Annotated in this window: 18 protein-coding genes, 4 pseudogenes and 1 riboswitch; of the genes and pseudogenes, 15 read left to right on the top strand and 7 right to left on the bottom strand. The window is 34.2% G+C overall.

Annotated elements, in window-relative coordinates; translation table 11 throughout:
• Positions 1 to 76: 76 nt before the first annotated feature.
• The 3 genes and pseudogenes from ACYVEC_RS03885 to ACYVEC_RS03875 all read left to right on the top strand — a co-directional run bounded on the left by ACYVEC_RS03885 (position 77) and on the right by ACYVEC_RS03875 (position 2598).
• A complete protein-coding gene (locus ACYVEC_RS03885) occupies positions 77 to 1342 on the top strand; it encodes an S-adenosylmethionine decarboxylase related protein (RefSeq protein WP_063221605.1) in 1266 nt (421 codons plus the stop codon).
• Positions 1343 to 1510: 168 nt separating this feature from the next.
• A pseudogene (locus tag ACYVEC_RS03880) lies at positions 1511 to 2003 on the top strand (ATP-binding protein); the annotation flags it as partial.
• A 214-nt stretch (positions 2004 to 2217) separates the two neighbouring features.
• The gene (locus ACYVEC_RS03875) at positions 2218 to 2598 is read left to right on the top strand and encodes a hypothetical protein (RefSeq protein ID WP_063221702.1); all 381 of its coding nucleotides are present in this window, start codon (positions 2218 to 2220) and stop codon (positions 2596 to 2598) included.
• Positions 2599 to 2625: 27 nt separating this feature from the next.
• Here the strand turns inward: ACYVEC_RS03875 and ACYVEC_RS03870 are convergent, their stop codons facing one another.
• Positions 2626 to 3258 carry a cyclase family protein gene (locus tag ACYVEC_RS03870; protein WP_063221606.1) on the bottom strand — a complete coding sequence of 211 codons (633 nt, stop codon included), beginning with the start codon at positions 3256 to 3258 and terminating at the stop codon, positions 2626 to 2628.
• Positions 3259 to 3341: 83 nt separating this feature from the next.
• Positions 3342 to 3454: riboswitch (SAM riboswitch) on the bottom strand.
• Between the two features lie 149 nt (positions 3455 to 3603).
• Here ACYVEC_RS03870 and ACYVEC_RS03865 point away from each other — a divergent pair.
• Together ACYVEC_RS03865 and ACYVEC_RS03860 are read left to right on the top strand one after the other, a co-directional pair.
• On the top strand, positions 3604 to 4713 hold the full coding sequence (locus tag ACYVEC_RS03865) for a PRK06851 family protein (protein ID WP_063221607.1): 1110 nt from the start codon (positions 3604 to 3606) through the stop codon (positions 4711 to 4713).
• Positions 4714 to 4835: 122 nt separating this feature from the next.
• On the top strand, positions 4836 to 5600 hold the full coding sequence (locus ACYVEC_RS03860) for a nucleotidyltransferase domain-containing protein (RefSeq protein ID WP_063221608.1): 765 nt from the start codon (positions 4836 to 4838) through the stop codon (positions 5598 to 5600).
• 32 nt (positions 5601 to 5632) lie between these two features.
• On the opposite strand, the gene ACYVEC_RS03855 is transcribed toward ACYVEC_RS03860, so the two are convergent.
• A complete protein-coding gene (locus ACYVEC_RS03855) occupies positions 5633 to 6934 on the bottom strand; it encodes an MFS transporter (protein ID WP_063221609.1) in 1302 nt (433 codons plus the stop codon).
• Between the two features lie 138 nt (positions 6935 to 7072).
• Positions 7073 to 8599, bottom strand: coding sequence for an FAD-dependent oxidoreductase (locus ACYVEC_RS03850; protein ID WP_063221610.1), 1527 nt, complete (start codon positions 8597 to 8599; stop codon positions 7073 to 7075).
• A gap of 583 nt (positions 8600 to 9182) precedes the next feature.
• Between ACYVEC_RS03850 and desB the strand changes: the two genes are divergently transcribed.
• A complete protein-coding gene (gene desB, locus ACYVEC_RS03845; RefSeq protein WP_063221611.1) occupies positions 9183 to 10268 on the top strand; it encodes a Delta(10) desaturase DesB in 1086 nt (361 codons plus the stop codon).
• Positions 10269 to 10321: 53 nt separating this feature from the next.
• Here desB and ACYVEC_RS03840 read toward each other — a convergent pair whose 3' ends face one another.
• The 3 genes from ACYVEC_RS03840 to ACYVEC_RS03830 all read right to left on the bottom strand — a co-directional run bounded on the left by ACYVEC_RS03840 (position 10322) and on the right by ACYVEC_RS03830 (position 12796).
• The gene (locus ACYVEC_RS03840) at positions 10322 to 11014 is read right to left on the bottom strand and encodes an amino acid ABC transporter permease (protein ID WP_063221612.1); all 693 of its coding nucleotides are present in this window, start codon (positions 11012 to 11014) and stop codon (positions 10322 to 10324) included.
• 143 nt (positions 11015 to 11157) lie between these two features.
• A complete protein-coding gene (locus ACYVEC_RS03835; RefSeq protein WP_063221613.1) occupies positions 11158 to 11952 on the bottom strand; it encodes an ABC transporter substrate-binding protein in 795 nt (264 codons plus the stop codon).
• 121 nt (positions 11953 to 12073) lie between these two features.
• Positions 12074 to 12796 carry an amino acid ABC transporter ATP-binding protein gene (locus ACYVEC_RS03830; protein WP_063221614.1) on the bottom strand — a complete coding sequence of 241 codons (723 nt, stop codon included), beginning with the start codon at positions 12794 to 12796 and terminating at the stop codon, positions 12074 to 12076.
• Positions 12797 to 13006: 210 nt separating this feature from the next.
• Between ACYVEC_RS03830 and ACYVEC_RS03825 the strand changes: the two are divergent.
• The 9 genes and pseudogenes from ACYVEC_RS03825 to ACYVEC_RS03785 form a co-directional block, all read left to right on the top strand.
• Positions 13007 to 13357, top strand: a pseudogene (locus tag ACYVEC_RS03825) (HAMP domain-containing protein); the annotation flags it as partial.
• Between the two features lie 369 nt (positions 13358 to 13726).
• Positions 13727 to 14299: pseudogene (locus ACYVEC_RS03820) on the top strand (methyl-accepting chemotaxis protein); the annotation flags it as partial.
• A 153-nt stretch (positions 14300 to 14452) separates the two neighbouring features.
• Positions 14453 to 14902 (top strand): arginine repressor, encoded by a 450-nt coding sequence (argR, locus tag ACYVEC_RS03815; protein ID WP_000711842.1) that lies wholly within the window; start codon positions 14453 to 14455, stop codon positions 14900 to 14902.
• A 268-nt stretch (positions 14903 to 15170) separates the two neighbouring features.
• Positions 15171 to 16403, top strand: a complete 1233-nt coding sequence (gene arcA / locus ACYVEC_RS03810) for an arginine deiminase (protein WP_063221616.1) — start codon at positions 15171 to 15173, stop codon at positions 16401 to 16403.
• Positions 16404 to 16433: 30 nt separating this feature from the next.
• Entirely contained in the window at positions 16434 to 17432 is a 999-nt protein-coding gene (argF, locus tag ACYVEC_RS03805; RefSeq protein WP_063221617.1) for an ornithine carbamoyltransferase, read from the top strand.
• 99 nt (positions 17433 to 17531) lie between these two features.
• Complete coding sequence (arcD, locus tag ACYVEC_RS03800; RefSeq protein WP_063221618.1) at positions 17532 to 18947, top strand: arginine-ornithine antiporter; 1416 nt, start codon at positions 17532 to 17534, stop codon at positions 18945 to 18947.
• A gap of 37 nt (positions 18948 to 18984) precedes the next feature.
• Positions 18985 to 19947 carry a carbamate kinase gene (gene arcC / locus ACYVEC_RS03795; protein WP_098555153.1) on the top strand — a complete coding sequence of 321 codons (963 nt, stop codon included), beginning with the start codon at positions 18985 to 18987 and terminating at the stop codon, positions 19945 to 19947.
• 200 nt (positions 19948 to 20147) lie between these two features.
• Positions 20148 to 20837 carry a Crp/Fnr family transcriptional regulator gene (locus ACYVEC_RS03790; RefSeq protein WP_001081912.1) on the top strand — a complete coding sequence of 230 codons (690 nt, stop codon included), beginning with the start codon at positions 20148 to 20150 and terminating at the stop codon, positions 20835 to 20837.
• Positions 20838 to 20994: 157 nt separating this feature from the next.
• Positions 20995 to 21678: an ABC transporter permease gene (locus ACYVEC_RS03785; protein ID WP_098555151.1), complete on the top strand. Its 684-nt coding sequence runs from the start codon at positions 20995 to 20997 to the stop codon at positions 21676 to 21678.
• Between the two features lie 143 nt (positions 21679 to 21821).
• Here ACYVEC_RS03785 and ACYVEC_RS03780 read toward each other — a convergent pair.
• Positions 21822 to 22052, bottom strand: a pseudogene (locus tag ACYVEC_RS03780) (FAD-binding oxidoreductase); the annotation flags it as partial.
• Positions 22053 to 22096 lie beyond the last annotated feature (44 nt).

The raw sequence follows: 22096 nt of genomic DNA, 5'->3' as shown, positions 1-22096 counted from the left end.
CGAGTTATCTTTTGATTTATTCAATTTATTTTTTGAGGGAGAACTGCTTAACTAATTTATTAAAGGGGTTTTGTTGGTGGAGCAGTTTCCAAATTCGTTATCGATTACATTACTTGGTAGTGCTGGTGGAGCAGCAAAAGCAGTTTTAGCAATTTTAAATCAAGCGATAGTAAATGAAAAAGACCCGATTTATGAGGCGATAAAGAATGTTACATTTCATTTAGTTGATATAAAACAAAAAGATAGGACTTATTATGATGAGTTGTTTCCAAATTTAAAAAATCAATTGTTTTTATATGAAATAGACCTACAAGATGTCGTGACATTTAAACAGCATTTAAAAGAAAGTAGTACGAGTGTTGTTATTGATGTTTCAGGAGCAGATACGATTAGAGTATTAAACTGTTGTAATGAACTTGGAATTTGTTATATTAATTCAGCTTTGGAAAATGAGGCAGTAGATCAGGACGATAGTTTAATCGGCTTTCAGCTTACGGAAAGATATACGAGGTTTGAGAAGGAGAAAGGGAAGTTTACAAATACAAAAGCAATTATAGGCTCAGGTATGAATCCAGGTGTTGTTCAGTGGATGGTTGTTGAACTTATGAAGGAACGCCCAAATGAAAAGCCAAGAGCATGCTATATAGTAGAACATGATACGTCATTTTTGAATGATACAGCACTAATAAAGCCTCATACACTTTATGCTTCATGGGCAGTAGAGCGATTTCTAGATGAAGCGATATGGAGTTATCCGATGTATATGAGTCATCATCGTCCCCTTTATTTTTATGAAGATGTATATGCTTCAGAGTATAAAGTAAAGTTAGGAGAGAAAGAGTTTTATGGTTGCTTAATGCCACATGAGGAAGTTTTAATTTTAGGGAAAAACTTCAATATGGAAGTTGGGTTTCTTTACCGAATTAATGAGTATACAACAAATGTAATTAGGCAGAATTTAGATAAGGTAGAAGATTTATGGAACTGGAATCGTAAAGTATTTAATCCAGCAGAAGAAGAGATTGCTGGCGAGGATCTAGTTGGTGTATTACTCGTTTATGAAAATAGCGAGACATATATGTATAACGTAATGAATAGTAGCCAAGTTTTTCGTAAATATAAAACGAATGCAACTTACTTCCAAGTAGGGTGCGGAATTTATGCTGGCTTGTGTAGTTTACTGTTCGATAACTTTAAACAAGGTGCCTATTATATAGAGGAATTATTATTAAATACAGAAAGTAAGTATGGAGAATATTTAAATTTATATATGAAGGACTTTATAGTGGGGAGTAATGATTTTACGGATGGGCTGCTACATGATCGGATAAGATGGATATAAGTTATAGCGAAAAGGGAGGGGGATGGGGATCCCTTTCCTTTTCGTATTGTCCTGAAAGCAATTTCATACTGATAATTTAAGGAAATAATATGTAGAGTGTTTGTATAGAACATGAGGAGTATTTATATGAACAAATTTAAAAGCTTTATCTATGAGGAAAAAGAAGCCTTAAAAGTATTTGAAAGAATTAACGGGTTTGTTAGTGAATTGATGTTATTAGGAAAACCGAAACCAACGAATTATGAATGGTGTAATATACGGAAATCCTTTTATATGTTGTACAGCTAATGGAAAGTTATGCAGCACGATATAGAGTGAAATTTCATGTGCAAGTAGATAGAAATCTACCTGTTATAAATGGTGATGATAAACAATTAAAACAAGTGTTATTAAAAATGGAATAGAATCAATGCCAGAAGGTGGAGATATTCATATTCGTGCATATCAAAAAACTGAAAGGCATTTGTGTATTTCTGTTGAAGATCAAGGTTTTGGTATAGAGAAGGTTGGAAAAGTTGTTTACACAACAAAGGAGAATGGTACGGGACGACTTGGATTGATGATCACATATAAAATTATTAAGGAACATCAAGGAAGTACTGCGATTCAAAGTAGCGTGGGAATAGGAACGAAAGTGGAGATTTTTTTACCGATAGTATAATGTGCTAGAAGAAAATATTTTTCAGAAAAGTGTTCTTGTTGTGTAAATATAAACATTTTATAAAATGTTTCAAGAAGGGTTTTTTTTATAAAATACTTCGTTTATAATGGAGGAAAATATCGACATGAGATTTGTTATTCATGTAACGGTTACGGTAGTAAGGGGTGCACGCGCATCCTTTTTTCTATGCAGATATGATGAAAGGGGTGGTATGATGGAATTAACATTAAATTCGACTGTATGCTTGCACACGATTCAATTTCGAAAAGAGCAAAAGAATTATATTGTAAAAGATACAATTACAGGAGAAAAATATGAAATGCCGCCACTTTGGATTGATGCATTGGCAATGATGCGTGACGGTTTTTTATTGGGGGAAATTGAGGAGAAATTGAAAGAAGAGTATCCGGCCGAAGAAATAAATATGTTAGCATTTACGAGGCAACTGTTAGAGCTAGAGCTTGTCGAGATGGTAGATGGGGAAGAAATAGCTTGTACAAAGAAGAAAGAGAAAGATTATTTAGCTTGGGTACGTCCTCGTGTCGAGCAATTCTTTCTTAATTTAAATAAAAAATATAGAAGCAAAGGTCAATGATGACCTTTGCTTTTTTGTGTAATTTGTTTAAAAAATAACAGCGAATGCTCTTGCAAAAGCACCGTCACTATCTTTAATTTTTAAAGGTGCAGCAGAGAAAAAGAAACGTTCCGTGTTAATGGCATTTAAGTTTGTTAAGTTTTCAATTAAATAAATATTATTCCCAAGTAGTATATGATGAATCGGTGATGTTTCTGTCGTTACCTCATCAGGAGAAATGAAATCTAAACCGACAGATTTTACTTTTAATTGAACTAGTTCTTCAGCTAATTCTTCAGAAAGATAAAAAGCTTCTTTCTCATACGCCTCTGTATTCCATTTAGTAGATAGATTGGAATGGAAAATAACAATATCGCCTTCTTGTATATCAACATCATGCAGTACTTCCTTATGTAACTTTCTCTCTTGAATATGAGTTACATCGATAAGAACGGCTTCGCCTACAAATTGATCAAGGGGTAATTGATCGATGGTCGTTGCGCCTGAAATGAAATGCGCAGGAGCATCACAATGCGTACCAACATGAACGACAGAATGAAAATCTGTAACTTGATAGCCGGTCTCTTCAACGCTTGTAATGGCTTCTAGATTGATTTTTGGTGTTCCAGGGAATTGAGACATATTGTTTTCAAATGTTTGTGATAGGTCAATTACTTTCACTTTAAATACCTCCAATATACGTTTTAAAATATAAAAAAAACATCCTTCATAATCAAGAAAGATGAGCTTTACATACTAATTGAGTCTTATCTTCCAAAATGCAATGCATTTTGCAGGAATTAGCACCTATTCAGTTTGTATAAACTGAGGTTGCTGGGCTTCAAAGGGCCGATCCCTCTGCCTCTCTTGATAAAGGTATATTCAATTTTAAATTCTGAATTTTCATGATAATAAAATTGTAATTCATTTCCTTTTTTTCTGCAATACAAAATAGGTATTCACCCAAATAAAGTTGCTCGCATATTGTAGCTTATGTAAATAGAATGCTGCGAAGGAGTGAGTGCAGTGACAGGAAATGTATTGAATTATTATGCTGGTGGAAATACAGCTAGAGGATTTCATAATTTATACGAAGAGAATTTAAAAGGGCTAAACAGGTTATTTATTTTAAAGGGTGGCCCTGGAACGGGGAAATCTTCTTTAATTAAGGCAATAGGTCGTGAATGGGTTGAAAAAGGGTATGATATTGAATTTTTACACTGTTCTTCTGATAACAAATCGGTTGACGGTGTAATTATCCCGAAGTTAAAAGTAGGAATTGTTGATGGAACATCACCGCATGTGATTGAGCCGAAAATGCCAGGAGTCGTCGAGGAATATATCAATTTAGGGGTTGCTTGGGACTCAGATAAATTAAGAAAGCAAAAGGTGGAAATTGAACGATTTGTTTCAGAAGCAAGCAAAGCTTTTCAAACAGCGTACGCTTGTTTTAACGAGGCATTAGTTATACATGATGAGTGGGAGAAAATATATATTAATAATATTGATTTTAATAAAGCAAATAAACTAACAGATCAGCTGATTCAAAAATTGTTTACAGATAAAGGCGGGAAACAATCTCTTGTGAAACATCGCTTTTTAGGAGCAGCTACACCGAAAGGAGCAGTTGATTTTGTTCCTAATTTAACAGAAAGATTACCACATCGTTATTTTATAAAAGGGCGCCCAGGCTCTGGGAAATCAACAATGCTCAAAAAATTAGCTAAAGCGGCAGAAGAAAAAGGATTTGAAGTTGAAGTATATCATTGTGGATTTGATCCAAATAGTCTTGATATGGTTATCGTAAGAGAATTAGGGTTTGCAATTTTTGATAGCACCGCACCACATGAATATTTTCCAAGCCGCGAAGGTGATGAGATTATAGATATGTATGCCCTGATTGTGACACCAGGGACAGATGAGAAGTATGCGGCAGAAATTCGAGACGTGTCGATTCAATATAAAGCAAAAATGAATGAGGCAATGTCTTTCTTAGCGAAAGCAAAATCGGTTCGTGATAAATTAGAACGAATTTATATTGCTGCTATGGATTTTTCAAAAGTAGACGCATATAAAGAGGAGATTCAAAAAGAGTTTGAACGAATTGCGGTTAGTGTAACAGAAAAGAACAAATAAAAAAATGAGGAATTTTGACAGGCTGTCGGGAATTTTCTGACAGCTATTTTAGTATGTAGTAAACTTAGTAGTATATTTGTCGAATTTCCAAGGAAATAATCAAAAAATGGAGAGGGTATGAAATGAGAGAGAAAATTAGGGCAGAGTTAGAAAGAATTGAAAAAGAGAATGATGTAAAAATTTTATTTGCGGTGGAATCCGGGAGCCGTGCTTGGGGATTTCCATCGAAAGATAGTGATTATGATGTTAGGTTCGTTTATATACACCCTGTAGAATGGTATTTATCAATTCAGGATAAACGTGATGTAATTGAATATCCGATTAGTGATGATTTAGATATAAGCGGATGGGATATTAAAAAGGCGTTACAACTATTCGCAAAGTCGAATCCAGCATTACTTGAATGGATTCGATCACCAATTTTTTACTCGAAAAACTCTAATTTTCCAGAACAGCTTCAGCAAATGAGTGAAAAGAATTTTGATCCAAAAGCAACGATATATCATTATTTACATATGGCTTCGAAAAATTATCGTGAATTTTTGCAAGGTGAGAATGTAAAGTTAAAAAAGTACTTTTATGTATTGCGTCCTATTTTAGCTTGTAAGTGGCTAGAGGAGAAAACAACTTTGCCTCCAGTAGAATTTGATCGATTGATTACAGAGTTATCATTAGAACGTAGCGTATTAGATGAAATTGAAAAGTTGTTAATAAAGAAAAAAGCAGGTACTGAATTAGATATTGGATTGAAAATTGAGGTGTTGAATCGATTTTTAGAAGAACAAATTCATTACTATCAGCAATATGTAAAAGGAATTGAAAAGGGATCAGGGATCGATATTGAGAGTTTAAATACATTGTTTCGAGATATGTTGTTTGCAGAATAAAAGAAAGAGCACAAATAAATTTGTGCTCTTTTTTATTTTGAAGGAATAAAGAAAACAGATATAGCTGCGAGAAGACCTGCGAATGAGAATAAGTAAAAATTCCATGCTAAGTCATATTGTATTGTCATAATAATACCGACAAGGATAGGACCAGCAATCGCACCAACTCGGCCAAGTCCAAGTCCCCAACCTAAGGAAGTAGCTCGGATATGGGATGGGAAGTATTGTGTTACATATGCATTTAATATTTGAGTAATACCGACTGATCCAATGCCAGCAAGACCAATTAAAAGATAAATGATTGTAACAGATGGTTGAATTGTTAATAGTCCGATACAGATAGCTGCCATAAGATAGGAGATGCTAATAACAATTTTGGCTCCTATACGATCCGCGATTGCTCCAGCAAACAATGCACCGATAGCGGCAGTAATATTTAGCATAAGTAGAAATGATAAACTAGATCCAAGAGGGTATCCTGCTTGGCGCATCATCTGCGGTAACCAAGTATTTAAACCATATATCAAAAACATTCCCATTATATAAGTAATCCAAAAAAGCAGCGTTGCTTTTATGTATTCTTTTGAGAATAAGGTAAGAAATCCATTTTTCTTTCGTATATTAGATGGGGCTTGATGAGTTTCATCTTTTGCATAGAATTCAATTTTAAAGCGATTAAGAATTTGGTCCACTTCTTCTTGGCGATTACGTGATAATAAAAATTGAATGGATTCGGGTAAATAACGAACAATGAATGGAATGAGGAGTAGTGGAATCATTCCGATGCCAAACATAATCCTCCATCCGAAATCTTCTAACATAAACATAGACAAAATAGCACCTAACACGATACCTAAAGGATAGCCAGTAAACATAAGAGCATAAATAAAAGATTGTCGCTTTTTTGGTGAATATTCAACAGTAAGTGCTGAGGCTGTTGGAATAACACCGCCTAATCCAATTCCGCCGATAAATCGCCATAGCCCAAATAATTCAGGAGAAGGAGCAATAGCAGCTAGGCCCATTGTGATAGAAAAAAGTGCTAAACAGCATATAAGTGTCCATTTTCGTCCAATTAGATCTGTAATGGTTCCCACTAGAATAGCACCAATAAACATCCCAAACAAAGCGTAGCTGGCGATTGTACCAGCGTGTGCCGGTGAAAGTGCCCAGCTTGTGTCTTCCAGGAGCTTTGGCAGAACGGCGCCGTAAATACCTAAATCATATCCATCAGCTAGAATGGCTAACCAACAAATAAAAACAACAAGTTTTGTGATAGAGCTTGAAAAGATAGTTTCTGTAGATTCTGGATGAGGTGGAGCAGAAGGTTGCATAGTATTCACCCCTTTTATTTGTAGATGAATATATTATTTTATTTTGTGTTAATATTTTCCTTCTTGTGTCGGAATTTATCTGAAAAGGTTTTATAACAAATAAAGAAGTTCAACAGGAACTCTGTTGAACTTCTTTATTTACTCGTGATCAACTCGCTTTAACGGTTGATCTGCTGGCCCTTCAATAACATCTCCCTCAATTGAAAATCGGGAACCGTGGCAAGGACAGTCCCAAGTGCAATCACCATTATTCCATTCAACTTCGCAGCCGAGATGTGTACAAGTTGTATCAACAATATGTAATTTTCCATCTTTGTCCTTATAAGCACCTGCTCGTTTCCCGTTAACATGTACAACAGATCCTTCACCAACTTCGAGATCTTCTGGCTTACGTAATGCGGTTTCAATCTTTCCTTCAATTAAATGTTTCGCAACATCAATGTTCTGAGAAAGGAACGTTTTTATATCTGGATTTGCATGGAAACGTGATGGTGCATACAGTTCTTTATAGGGACTGTGGACTTTTAGAATGGAATCCTTTAGTAAATGAGCGGCAGCAGTTCCGGTTGTCATTCCCCATTTACGATATCCAGTTGCAACAAATATATTTGGATTTCTTTCGTTAATATGCCCGATATAAGGAAGCTTATCTAGCGTGATTAAATCTTGTGCTGACCATCTATAAGGAACTTCGTCTACTCCAAAAGTTGCTTCCGCAAAAGAATACAGTGCTTCGTAATGAAGCATTGTGTTTATTCCTTGTCCTGTTTTATGACTTTCTCCACCAATTAAAATTAATTGTTCTCCATTGTTTGTTGTATAGCGTAGGGAACGTTTTGGATCATCAATACTTAAGTACATGCCACCTGGATAATCCGTTTTTGCTTTAATTGCAAGAGCATAAGAGCGTTCAGCATACATGCGCGTAAAGAAAAAGCTATTCGCATCATAAAAAGGAAAATGTGAACAAGAGACAACATATTCACAAGTGATACGATGACCCTCCTTTGTAATGACTTGTGGAGAATCTCCTTTTTCCACATCCATAGCTGTTGTTTGTTCGTAAACTTTTCCGCCCATCTCCACAAACTTTTCTAGAAGTGTTTTCAAATAAAGAAGGGGATGGAATTGTGCTTGATTTTTCATGACAAGTGCAGATTGCACTGGAATCGGAATCGATAGAGATTGAACATAGTCACAAGGTATATTTAATTTTTGATAGGCTTCATATTCTTTCGATAAATTTCTTAATCCATTATCGGTAGTTGTATATAAATATGAATCTTCATTTGAGAAATTACAGTCGATTTTATATGTTTGCACAGTTTCATTTATGAATTGTAGAGCATGATTATTTGATTCATAGTAAAGCCCGGCCTTTTCCACACCGAAATGATTTATTAATTCATCATAAATAAGATCATGTTGTGCTGTTACCTTTGCTGTTGTATGCCCAGTCGTTCCATTTAAAATAAGGCCAGAATCAATTAACACAACATCGATGCCTTCTTTTGCAAGTAAATAGGCAGTAGTAATACCTGTAATACCAGCACCGATAACAGCAACTTTCGTCTTTATATTTTCGGATAAACGAGGGAAAGTAGGGAACTGAGTAGATTCAATCCAATAAGATAGTGGCAATTGTGGAAATGTATCACTTGTCATTGTGGAAACCTCCTGATTTTAGAACAATTTTCCTTTTAATATTTCCATATTATATGAAATTCATGTGTGCTTTTTTAGAAGGAGCCTATTTTTATTAAAAGAAAGATAAAATTATTTTAATATAATTGTTAAGTGTTGTCGGTATGAAGAGGTAGAAGTTGTGTAAAGCTAGGTTTAGGTGAGTGTATTTGTTGTTTTACACCGAGAGTTCTTGAATAAGATAGAGTCTGTAGTATGTCCGCGTATGTATATGAATAATGGATAAAACCTTATAAAATCTATGTTTTTTCTTTAGTAAAATAAAGTATAATTATAAAAGTATAACCAACTTTTATTACTAGGTCATAAAATTTGTTGACAATATAGAAATTCTATTGATATGATTCATCATGTGGAAAGGTTGATAGAGAGTAAAAAGAGAAATGTTTTTCATTGATAATAAAAGCGAAAAATAAGTGACGATAGAGTGAGTATATTTTCCTTATAATAGATGCTTTTTTTAATCACCTAGTAAAATCAATCTGGAAGCAAGAATTGATATATGTAAGTTGCGCAAGGCGCGGCATAAGAAAGGGGCAAAAGGATGAAGGAGCTTCATACGTTTGGGTGGTATGCAGCACGTGTATCACCACATTTGCCGAAAAAAGCATTTAAACCAGTTCCTACTCGTTTGTTTGGTGGACTGGCTTATTTGCTTGTGGCATTGGCGGGGTTAATAGCAATTGGTGTATTTGAATTGAATGTGTGGGCAAATCTAGGAATTGCGATTGTTCTTGGATTATGTTTTGCTTCACTTGGGTTTTTAGGGCATGAAATTTTACATGGAACTGTTGTGAGAAAGGCGTGGCTTCGTGATTTCTTAGGAGCGATTGCATTTATGCCGTTATCAACAGGTCCTAAACTTTGGAGAAAGTGGCATAATGCAACGCATCACGTTCATACACAACATGAAGAGAATGATCCAGATGCATGGCCGACACTTGAGAAGCTTAAGAAGAGTAAGTTTTTGAGCTGGGTATATCGTATGCCTCTTCATGTACGTTCATTCTTTAGTTTTCTGTCACTAACAATTCAATTTACATTGCATTCGACTCGAATGTTCTTTCATTTCATAAAAGAATTTAAGTCATCCAATCAAAAATCTGTATGGCTTCAACTTCTTTTGCCTTGGACAGTTTGGATTAGTTTATTGTTTATTATGGGACCTGGAAAATGGTTATTTGCATATGTGATTCCGTTGTTAATTGCTAACTTTATTGTAATGGCGTATATCGCAACAAATCACCGCTTAAATCCAATTGTGCCAGTAAATGATCCGTTAGCAAACTGTTTATCAGTAACAGTGCCGCGCTGGGTAGACGTTTTACATTTCAATTTCTCATATCATACAGAACATCATTTGTTCCCTGCTATGAGCTCTAAATACTATCCGTTAGTAAAAGAGAAAATTAAAGAAATGTGGCCGGAACGCTATCATGAGATGCCAATGACAAAAGCTTTGGCAGCACTATGGAATACACCACGTGTGTATTATCAAGGAAGTGAATTAGTGGATCCGCATAGAGAGCATTTCTATGGTTCTTTAGGAAATGGACTAGATCCTCATAATATTTCATATCGCGAGGAACATATAGAGGAAGAAGAGAGCATTAAAAAAGCAAATCAATAAAAATTAATATATTTTTGCAGTGAAAAAGCAAGCCATCTCTGGCTTGCTTTTTCTTATAAAGAGACTTCTTTTTTATTCTTTGCACTAACTTGAACTGAATTTGTTTCTTTTCGTTGTAGTCGTTTTTCCAAAAGGTTAACAAGGTAAGTGAATAGGAGAACAAGCACGAGATAATATAAACCAACGATTATATATGTATCTAATTGTTGGAAGTTACCTGCAGCAATAGATAAACCTGATCCCCATAATTCGGACATTCCTACGTAAGCAACAAGTGAAGAATCTTTTAATCCAATAATAAACTGATTTCCTAAAGGAGGAAGAGATTGACGAAACGCTTGCGGTAATACGATGCGGCGCATCGCTAAAGGATACGGCATACCTAGAGAGCGAGCAGCTTCTAATTGTCCACGGTCAACAGATTGGATGGATCCGCGGAAAATTTCAGTAATATATGCACCGTTATGGATTGCTAAAGCAATTGCTCCTGCCCAAAAAGGGGTGAAAACAATAATAGATGTAATACCGAAATAGAGAATGGCGATTTGAACAATTAAAGGTGTACCACGAATAATGGCGATATATACATGAGCAATACTATTTAAAACTTTATTGTTAGAGATTCGAAAAAAAGCGAATAGTAATCCAATTAGTGAACCGAGTAATAGGGATGTTAGTGTTAATTGTAGTGTGACAATAGTAGCCTTTAAGAGTGTGGGATAAGTAGACATAAAAATTTCAAACATATGTGTCACCTCATATTGTATGGATTTTGGTAGGGAATGAAATACCCCACTGATTATTAGCCCACACCAATTGGGAGTTTTACTGCCCATAAATAGCGGGATAAAAAGTGGGGCATAATTTATGAAACATTTAACTAGCTAATTTACTTTGTTTTTTCCTCTTCACCAAGAATATTACGCCCAAACCATTTTTTACTAATCTTTTCATACGTACCATCTTTAATGATTTCATCTAAAGCTTTATTTACTTTTTCAACCATTTCTTTATCATCTTTACGAATAGCAATTCCCATTTCATCAAGGTTTAATGGTTTTCCAGCTTCTTTTATATTTGATTTACCTTCTTTGATCATGCGCAAACCAACCATTTGATCTGTGATTACTGCGTCAATACGTCCAGGCTCTAAGTCCATAAGTGCAGTAATATCGCTATCGTATTCTGTAATTTGATCTGTATGTTTTGCAACAAGGTCTTTAAAGGTACTAGCTTTTACAACACCAATTTTCTTACCTTTCAAATCTTCTGGAGAAGAGATAGATGTATTCTTTTTAGCTACAAAAATTTGGGCACCAGAACGATAATAAGGATTTGAGAAATTAACAGCTTTTAAGCGTTCTTCTGTAATTGCCATACTGCCCAGTATTACATCATACTTTTTCGCTTTGAGACCTTGGATTAGCGTTTCCCATGGATTTGTAATAGGAGTCGGTTTCATATTCATTTTTTTCGCAAGTGCCTCACCAATTTCCACATCAAAACCGGCAAGCTTTCCGTCATTTTCTTTATAGTTAAAAGGTTTATATAAGCCACTCATCGCATAACGAAATTCTTTTTCACCATTTGAAGAAGTAGTAGCACTTTCCTTACTACAGGCTCCTAGTATGAAGGATGTACATAATGTAATACTCGCAACAATGGTTAATAGTTTTCTTTTCATAAAACCCCTCCTATATATTGATCATACGGATGGTTTTAAGTATGTTACTGAGATATTTTATTTGGACAATTAGTTGTGCACCGTATGAATGTATTTCTTTTCATTTGAAACAGAAGTTACATTATAAAACGTTGCGTAAAAATTGTTTTGCTCGTTCATGTGATGGAGCTGAAAAGAATTGTGCTGGCGGAGCGTCCTCTACAATCTTTCCGTCATCCATAAATATGACGCGATCAGCTACATCTCTTGCGAAATTCATTTCATGAGTAACGATAACCATGGTCATTCCTTCTTCAGCAAGTTCTTTCATAACTTGCAATACTTCTCCAACAAGTTCAGGGTCTAAGGCTGAGGTAGGTTCATCAAATAGCATAATTTTAGGATTCATAGCAAGAGCTCGTGCAATAGCAATACGCTGTTTTTGGCCACCTGACAGGAGGTGGGGAGTTACATCTGCTTTATCTTGTAGACCGACTTTTTGTAAAAGTTGATTTCCGATTTCCTTTGCATTTGCTGCTTCTAATTTTTTTACATGAATAGGTGCTTCTATGATGTTTTCTAGTGAGGTCATATGGGGAAAGAGGTTAAAGTGCTGAAAAACCATACCGACATTTTCACGGACTTTGTTTAAATTTGAATGCTTTGGATTAATTCGTTCACCTTGTAAGTGAATTTCACCTTCATCGTACATTTCTAAAAAGTTAAGACAGCGAAGTAATGTACTTTTACCGGAACCACTGGCACCAATTAAAACAACAACTTCTTTTTCATTTACTTTTAAATCAATTCCTTTTAAAACATCAAGTGACCCGAATGATTTTACTAGATTTCGAACCTGAATCATACAAAACCCCCAGTCAAAAATATATTTTACAAATGTTGCCCCTTATTTCTGTTATTAGTCATAAATTGTCAGAATCCTTTATTTTTTTTGGGTGATTTGATATTCAAGGGAATAATGATTTTTAAAATCTCTATATCTTTCTATAATGAAAATATGGATAATAATATATAGGTAGTACTTATATTGCTTATAAAAAGGGGGAAAGAAGAGATGGGAAAAGAAAGGAAGACATTTTCCTTTGGCTTACGTACACAACTTATGCTATTCACTACAGTTTTAGCTTTAATTACATATTCAACAAGCATATTTTTTATTTATGTGGTATATGATTATTTTCAAAGTTATGTAAGTCAAACTGTATATAATATTATCGTTATGTTATTAGGGGTAGTATGGTCTGGAATTTTAGCATATGGAGCAGCCGTATTTTTAATTAAACCGCTTCGAAAGTTAGAGGAGGCGGCGAGAAAAGCGGCTGAAGGAGACATTCGAGAAGATGTTCCGTTACCGAAGACTGATGATGAAATTAAATCTTTAAGTGTTGCATTTAATATGATGCTAGGGAACTTAAGGGGCATGGTAAAAAATATTGATACAACATTTTCGTATACAAACAATCAAGTACAGCAAATTAGAAAACAAACAGGTGAAGCAACGAAACAAGCACAAGGTGTTTCTGAAACACTTGCAGAGATTTCTTCTGGCGCTGAGCAATCAGCGGCATCAATTCAAGCGATTGTTTCTGCTGTTGATACAACAACTTCTATTGCAAGTGAAGTAGAAGAGAAAGCGAAACAGTCTGATGAGTTGTCTTCAGAAATGGTTCAAGCTTTAGGGCATAGTACTCGTGTCTTTACGTCTTTAATTCAAGGTATTCAAACATTGGCGAAAGAAAATGAAGATTCAATGCAAAATGTACAGAAGTTAGAGGAAAGAATGAAACAAGTAGAACACATTGTATCTGTTGTGAGTGAGATTGCTAGTCAAACGAATTTATTAGCACTGAATGCTTCTATTGAGGCAGCTCGTGCTGGAGAGCATGGAAGAGGCTTTGCGGTTGTTGCGGAAGAAGTACGGAAACTTGCTGATGAAAGTGATCATTCTGCAAGAAACATATCGCAGTTATTACGAAACATGCAAGAGGAAGTACAACAAGTTGCAATGAAAATGACAGAACAAGTGAAAATAGCTAAAGAAGAGGCGAAACGTGGGGAAGCTACGGAATTAATTTTAAAAGAAATGTCATCAAGTGTTATGGAAGTAGCCGATGCAACGAAGCAAATTAGTAGTTATATGAATGAACAAGTGAGCCACATTCATCAAACAGGAGCACAAACAAAGGCCGTAGCAGCAATTGCTGAAGAAACGTCAGCTGGTTCACAAGAAGTAGCACGTGTGACGTTGCAACAATCTAAAAATATGGTAGTAATCGATCAATTGTTAAAGGATTTAGAAAAGCAAGCAACGGACTTAAAACAAACAATTGAACGATTTTCAATGTAAAAGAGAAGAACAGAATGCTGTTCTTCTCTTTTTTTAACTAGATTTAATATCTATAGTTAAAAGATATAAACTATGAACGTTTCCGCAACATTCTTTTCTGTCCCTTTCGGATGAAAATTATAGCGAGCTATAATATTAAAAGGGGTGTCTTTTATGAAAAAAGAAAAAAGACAACGATTAATTAAACAATTTGTAAAAGAGTATGAAATAGAGAAGCAAGAAAGATTAGTAGAATTGTTAGCAAAAAAAGATGTATTAGTAACACAAGCTACGGTTTCTCGAGATATTCGTGAGTTAAACTTAACGAAGGTACCTTCTCAAGAAGGATTGATGATATATAAAATTTTCTCAGAAGAACATTTACAAACTGATATAAAGTTAAAGAAAAAATTACGAGAGGTTGTTGTGAAAATTGATTGTGTAGAACAATTAATGGTTATTAAAACATTACCTGGAAATGCACATGTTATTGGTGTTTTATTTGATGAGTTAGATTGGAAAGAAAAAATAGGATGTATATGTGGAAATGATACATGCCTTATAATTTCTCAGTCGAAATCAGATAGGGAGATTTTAGAAGAAAGGTTAAATTTAATTATTTAGATGCAAAATCCTGTTTTTAATTTTTATTAAAAACAGGATTTTTTTGTAAATACGGAAGTTAAATATGCAACATATATGCGTAATATATGTATTTTTTATTAAAAAATCGGGATGGAGTGTTATAAAAATACAAATTAATATGATTTTAAAAAAATAACTTGTTTAATATTTCACAATGATAATGTGGATGATTTCACAAGGGTGAAAGTGCGTAGCATTTATTATGTACTTGTAAGACATCAAACATATTTAAAAGGAGGTACAACAAATGAAGCATCCGATACATGTTACTTCAGAAATTGGGGAATTACAAACGGTTTTATTAAAACGACCTGGTAAAGAAGTGGAAAACTTAACACCAGATTATTTGCAGCAATTATTATTTGACGATATTCCATACTTACCAATTATTCAAAAAGAGCATGATTATTTTGCACAAACTTTACGCAATCGGGGTGTTGAAGTTCTTTATTTAGAAAAATTAACTGCTGAGGCGTTAGTAGATAAAAAACTTCGAGAAGAATTTGTTGATCGTATTTTAAAAGAAGGACAAGCTGACGTAAATGTTGCACATCAAACTTTAAAAGAATATTTACTTTCCTTTTCAAATGAAGAATTAATTCAAAAAATTATGGGTGGTGTACGTAAAAGCGAAATTGAAACAAGTAAGAAGACACATTTATACGAATTAATGGAAGATCATTATCCGTTTTACTTAGATCCTATGCCTAATTTATATTTTACTCGTGATCCAGCAGCTAGCATGGGCGATGGCTTAACGATAAATAAGATGAGAGAGCCGGCGCGTAGACGTGAATCATTATTCATGGAGTACATTATTAAATATCATCCAAGATTTTCAAGTCACAATGTGCCAATTTGGCTAGATCGTGATTATAAGTTTCCAATTGAAGGTGGCGATGAGCTAATTTTAAATGAAGAAACAATTGCAATTGGAGTATCTGTCCGTACTTCAGCTAAAGCAATTGAACGTTTAGCTAAAAATCTCTTTAGCCGACAAAATAAAATTAAGAAAGTGTTAGCAATAGAAATTCCAAAATGCCGAGCATTTATGCATTTAGATACAGTATTTACAATGGTTGATTATGACAAGTTTACAATTCACCCAGCCATTCAAGGGCCAAAAGGAAATATGAATATTTATATTTTAGAAAAAGGTCCAGATGAGGAAACTCTTAAAATTACACATCGTACTTCTTTAATGGAAGCATTAAAAGAAGTATTAGGCTTAAGTGAATTAGTTCTTATTCCATGTGGAGGGGGAGATGTAATTGCTTCTGCTCGTGAACAATGGAATGATGGCTCGAACACATTAGCAATCGCGCCAGGTGTAGTTGTTACATATGATCGCAACTATGTATCCAATACGTTATTACGGGAACACGGAATAGAAGTGATTGAGGTACTAAGTTCGGAATTATCTCGTGGTCGTGGGGGTCCACGTTGCATGAGTATGCCAATTGTTCGTAAAGATATTTAGTATAAATAACGGAGAAAGTAGGGATGAAGTATGTTAATGACTAGACCAAATTTAAAAGGAAGAAGCTTTCTAGCAGAAAAAGATTTTACACAAGAAGAATTGTTATATTTTCTAGATTTAGCAGCAGAATTAAAAGAAAAAAAGAAAAATGGTGTCCCACATCATTATTTAGAAGGTAAAAATGTAGCACTCTTATTTGAAAAAACCTCTACTCGTACGCGTTGTGCATTTACAGTAGCATGTACAGATTTAGGTGCGAACCCTGAATATTTAGGGAAAGGTGATATCCAGCTTGGGAAAAAAGAATCCGTAGAGGATACAGCAAAAGTGTTAGGGCGTATGTTTGACGGAATTGAATTTCGTGGATTTAATCATGAAACTGTAGAATCTTTAGCACAAAATTCTGGTGTGCCGGTTTGGAATGGATTAACAGATATGTGGCATCCAACACAAACACTAGCAGATTTATTAACAATTAGAGAACATGTAGGGAAATTAAAAAATGTGAAGCTCGTCTACGTTGGGGATGGACGAAATAATGTTGCTAATAGTTTACTAGTTGGTGGAGCAATCGTTGGAATGGATGTACGTATTTGTACACCGGAATCTTTATGGCCTGCACAAGAAGTAATTGATTTAGCAAAAAAATATAATGAACAGGTAATGATAACAAGTGATGTGGAAGAAGCTGTTGCGAATGCAGATGTAATTTATACAGATGTATGGGTTTCTATGGGGGAAGAAGAAAAATTTGCTGAGCGTGTCGAGTTATTGAAACCTTATCAAGTAAATATGAAAATGATTAAAAAAACAGGGAATGAAAACGTGATTTTCTTACATTGTTTACCTGCATTTCATGATGTTGAAACGATGTATGGCGAAGAAGTTTATGAGAAATATGGGTTGAAAGAAATGGAGGTAACTGACGAAGTATTCCGCAGTAAACATTCAAAAGTATTTGATCAAGCTGAAAATAGAATGCATACAATTAAAGCGGTTATGGCAGCTACTTTAGGAAACATGGAGTAAAGAAGAAAGGGAGTCTTCCTTTCTTCTTTCTCCTCCTTTAGACACTATCATTCACTATTGCTTTTGTATTGTTATTGCAATTAAAGAGAGGTGAGTGGAATGGGTGAAGATAAGAAATTAGGGTTGTTTACATTAACGGCTCTTGTAGTTGGGTCTATGATTGGCGGTGGAGCATTTAATTTAGCAAGTGATATGGCAAAAGGTGCTGGTGCTGGTGCCATTATTATTGGTTGGGTTATAACAGGAATTGGGATGATTGCACTTGGATTATCTTTTCAAAATCTAACTGTAAAACGGCCAGATTTAGATGGTGGTATTTTTAGCTATGCAAAAGCAGGTTTTGGTAAATTTATGGGATTTAATAGTGCATGGGGATACTGGCTATCTGCTTGGCTTGGTAATGTAGCTTACGGCACATTATTGTTTTCTTCATTAGGATATTTCTTTCCAATCTTTGAAGGTGGTCAAAATGTAGCATCCATTATTGGTGCAAGCGTATTATTATGGTGTGTTCACATGTTAATTTTACGTGGAGTTCAATCAGCAGCACTTGTGAATTTAGTAACTACAATCGCGAAATTAGTACCTGTATTTGTATTTATTGTCATAGGAATCTTAGCGTTTCATATTGATACGTTCCTAGATGGATTTTGGGGGCAAACTGGTTCTTTTTCATGGGGAGCAGTGGGCAGCCAAGTTAAAAGTACGATGCTTGTAACTTTATGGGTATTCATTGGAGTAGAAGGGGCTGTTGTTTTATCTAGTCGAGCAAAAAATAGAAGTGATGTAGGGAAAGCAACGGTTATTGGCTTAATAGGTACACTCATTATTTACATTTTAATCACATTATTGTCTCTTGGACTTATGCAGCAAGCAGATATTGCTGGTTTGAAAAATCCGGCTATGGCTTATTTATTTGAAAGTGTTGTTGGAAAATGGGGTGCTATCTTTATTAATTTAGGTTTAGTCATCTCTGTATTAGGTGCTTGGTTAGGGTGGACTTTGCTCGCTTCTGAAATTCCATATTTAGCGGCTAAAGATGGAGTATTTCCAAAATGGTTCGCAAAAGAAAATAAAAATAAGGCTCCAGTAAATTCATTATGGATAACAAATAGTTTAATTCAAATGTTCTTGTTAACTTTCGTCGTTTCTGATCAGGCGTATAACTTTGCATTCTCTTTAGCATCTTCAGCTATTTTAATCCCATATGCTTTTTCAGCATTTTATCAACTGAAGCATAGCTTAAAGTCTGAAGAAGCAGATCGAAATAAAAATATAATAATTGGCTTGATAGCAAGTATTTATGGCGTGTGGTTAGTTTATGCAGCTGGTTTAGAGTATTTATTATTAACAATGACTTTATATGCACCAGGTATTTTTATTTTTTACAATGTTCAAAAGCAAAAGAGTTCGAAGCAAATATTTACTCGAGTGGAATTAGCATCATCGATAGCAATTGGTGCTTTAGCATTCTTTGCGATTTATGGATTAATTACAGGCGGTATTACTTTATAAAGCGCTGTGAAAGCGAAATCAACTGGAGGGCTGAAATATGGCACGAAGAAAAATTGTAGTTGCACTAGGGGGAAATGCGATACAGTCTGGAAAAGCTACTGCGGGAGCGCAGCAAGAAGCATTGGAAAAAACAGCAGAACAACTTGTGAAAATAATGGAAAATGATGTAGATATAGTAATTGCGCATGGGAATGGCCCACAAGTGGGGAATATTTTATTACAGCAAAAAGCTGCAGAAACGGAAAAGACACCTGCAATGCCATTAGATACTTGTGGAGCAATGAGCCAAGGGATGATTGGATATTGGATGGAAAATGCGATTGAAAAGGCATTGAAAAAACGGAATATAAAAAAAGACGTGGCAACGGTTATAACACGCGTTGTTGTGGATAAAAAAGATGAGGCATTTAAAAATCCAACTAAACCGATTGGCCCTTTTTACACAGAAGAAGAAGCCAGAAGGTTAATGGAAGAAACAAAAGCATTGTTTAAAGAAGATGCTGGTAGAGGGTGGAGACGTGTTGTTCCATCACCGAAGCCTGTAAGTATTCATGAACATAAAGTGATTAATTCTTTGGTTGAAGATGGAAATATAGTGATAGCTGTTGGCGGTGGTGGAATTCCAGTAATTGATTCTGAAGAAGGGTTAAAAGGAACTGAAGCGGTTATCGATAAAGATTTCGCTGCGCAAAAATTAGCCGAATTAGTAGATGCAGATACGCTCGTAATTTTAACTGCAGTTGATAATGTATATGTAAATTATAATCAACCGAATCAAAAAAAATTAGAACATATAACAGTGAATAAATTAGAAGAATATATTGAGGAACAGCAATTTGCTGCGGGAAGTATGCTGCCAAAAATTGAAGCTGCTATTAATTTTGTTAATACAAATCCAAAACGAAAAACAATTATTACATCTTTAGAAAAAGTATATGAAGCATTAGAAGAAAAAGCTGGTACTATTATTTCAAAACAGAATGTATGCATGTATGTTTAAATAATTATGTACGCTACTTATTAGTAAAAAAGAATGAAGTTAGTAACTTCATTCTTTTTATTTATTAATATTTTTTGTACGCATTGTTCATAAAGTTTTCATGATAAAATCCAAATATATAAGTTAATTATGATAAAATTCAACTTGAATACGCTTTCTTGATTTTTCGATCCAACATACAGCAAGAGAGAGGGAATTTTATGAATAGACGGAACGTAGTTAAAGATTTAAAGCAGTTTGAATTATTTGCTCATTTAACAGAAAAGAAATTGAAAGGTTTGACGGAGTTTGTCTATTGGCGAACTTATAAAAAGGGTCAATTTTTATTTTTAGAAGGGGATTCAAGAGAAAGAATTTACTTCATGTTAGATGGATTTGTAAAGTTAGAGCGGGTAAATCAAAGTGGGAATTTATTATATGATGACTATGTAAAGAGGTATTCTATTTTTCCTTATGGTGGTATGTTTACAGACAGAGGATATAACTATACGGCAGAAGCGATGACAGATGTAGAGGTCTATTATATTCCGACAGTAATTTTCGAAGATATGGTGAAATCTAGTAGGACACAATTAATGTATGTTGTTCAGCAATTATCATCGATATTAAAGCTAAACGAAAATCGAGTACAGAATATTACAATTCCTAATGCACAAGATCGGGTCATTCAAACATTAAATTATTTAATGCAGGATTTAGGAGAACAGAGTGGCGAAACGATTGTAATTTCTTGCCCACTTACAACAATTGAAATATCGAAAATATCTGGTACGTCTCGAGAGACGGTTAGTAGCGTATTAAAACAATTAAAAAATGATAGTATTGTTACAATTCTAGATAAAAAAATTACAATACATAATCCAACATATTTTGAGGAAATCTCTATGTGAAAATTGCAGATTGATTTTTTAATTCATATTGTATATTAATAAGGTTCTTTATATATTTATAAGGAACTTTTTTACGTTATCCTCTATAAAAAGATTGTATAGTATAGTAATAATAGCTAAAATCGATAATAAAAAAGCAAAGGGAAGGGGAGAAAGAATGGTCCGAATTGAGTATGATCGATTAGTAGCTATTTTTTACAGTATAGGGGTTTTGTTATTATTAAAGATTCCAAATGATAATGAATTAATAGGGGAAAAGCTATTTAATCTCTATAAGGTTCCGATACATACGTATATTTATATGAATTATAAAGTTTCAAATATATTGATTGTTTCTTTCGTACTACATGTAATCGCATTTATATTATTTGTAAAATGGCTAGGGAAAAAGGAATCTAATACATTTAGAAAAATGAATAAGATAAAAGTAGTAGGCATTAGTATTTTGATTTTAATGATGCCGTTTATTTTAAATAACATCCTCCAGACATTGAATAAAACATGGTACTACGCAGGAAAAACAGGGGTAGAAGCAATAGAATATAAAAAAGATGATAACCAGTGTAGAATGGAGAAAAATGGAGAGCATATCGAACGAAAGTGCATCGTTACTTTAAAAAATTATCGTAATCATTCACAAGCATTAAAAGTTGTTTTATATGATAATGCAAACGAGAATTCAAAAAGTTATCCAGTACCGAAACCAGTCTATTTACAAAAACACGAGACAAAGCAATTCGAATTTCAAATTCCTGTTGCTTATAATAGCAGTATTGAAAAAGATAAAGTTCCAAATATTAAATTACATTCATTGCATGAAAATGATACGAAATACAATTAATCAGCAAGTAAAAGTTTATGAGTAGGAGCAATAATTTGAAACGATATAGAAAATCAACTTGAATCATCCAACATGCTACGAGGCAATGGCATATTGGATGATTTTTTATTTTATACCCTTTTTACGTATGAAAAGGAGGGATACAAAAGAGAAAAATTTTCGTAACTATGATGTCCGCTTCTTAACCGAAATGGTATGTGACGTTCGCTTGCTCCTTTTAAAGTGTTACAGATATCATTTTTATTTTGACAAAAAGCAATAAAACAAGGGAGTTTTGGAATCCTTAAATTTAAATTCATTTGGGATACGTCATAGTCAGGGTCTGAGAGAACAATGTTACGACCTGTTAATTTTGTTTGTTTGAATTTATCGATACCTTCTAAAATCAGCAGTTCTTTTTATTAATGTATGAAAAGCG

The sequence above is a fragment of the Bacillus sp. MN7755 genome, assembly GCF_054771475.1.
The sequence above is the reverse complement of the archived record's forward strand: the minus strand, read 5'-3'. Positions and strand labels throughout refer to the sequence as shown.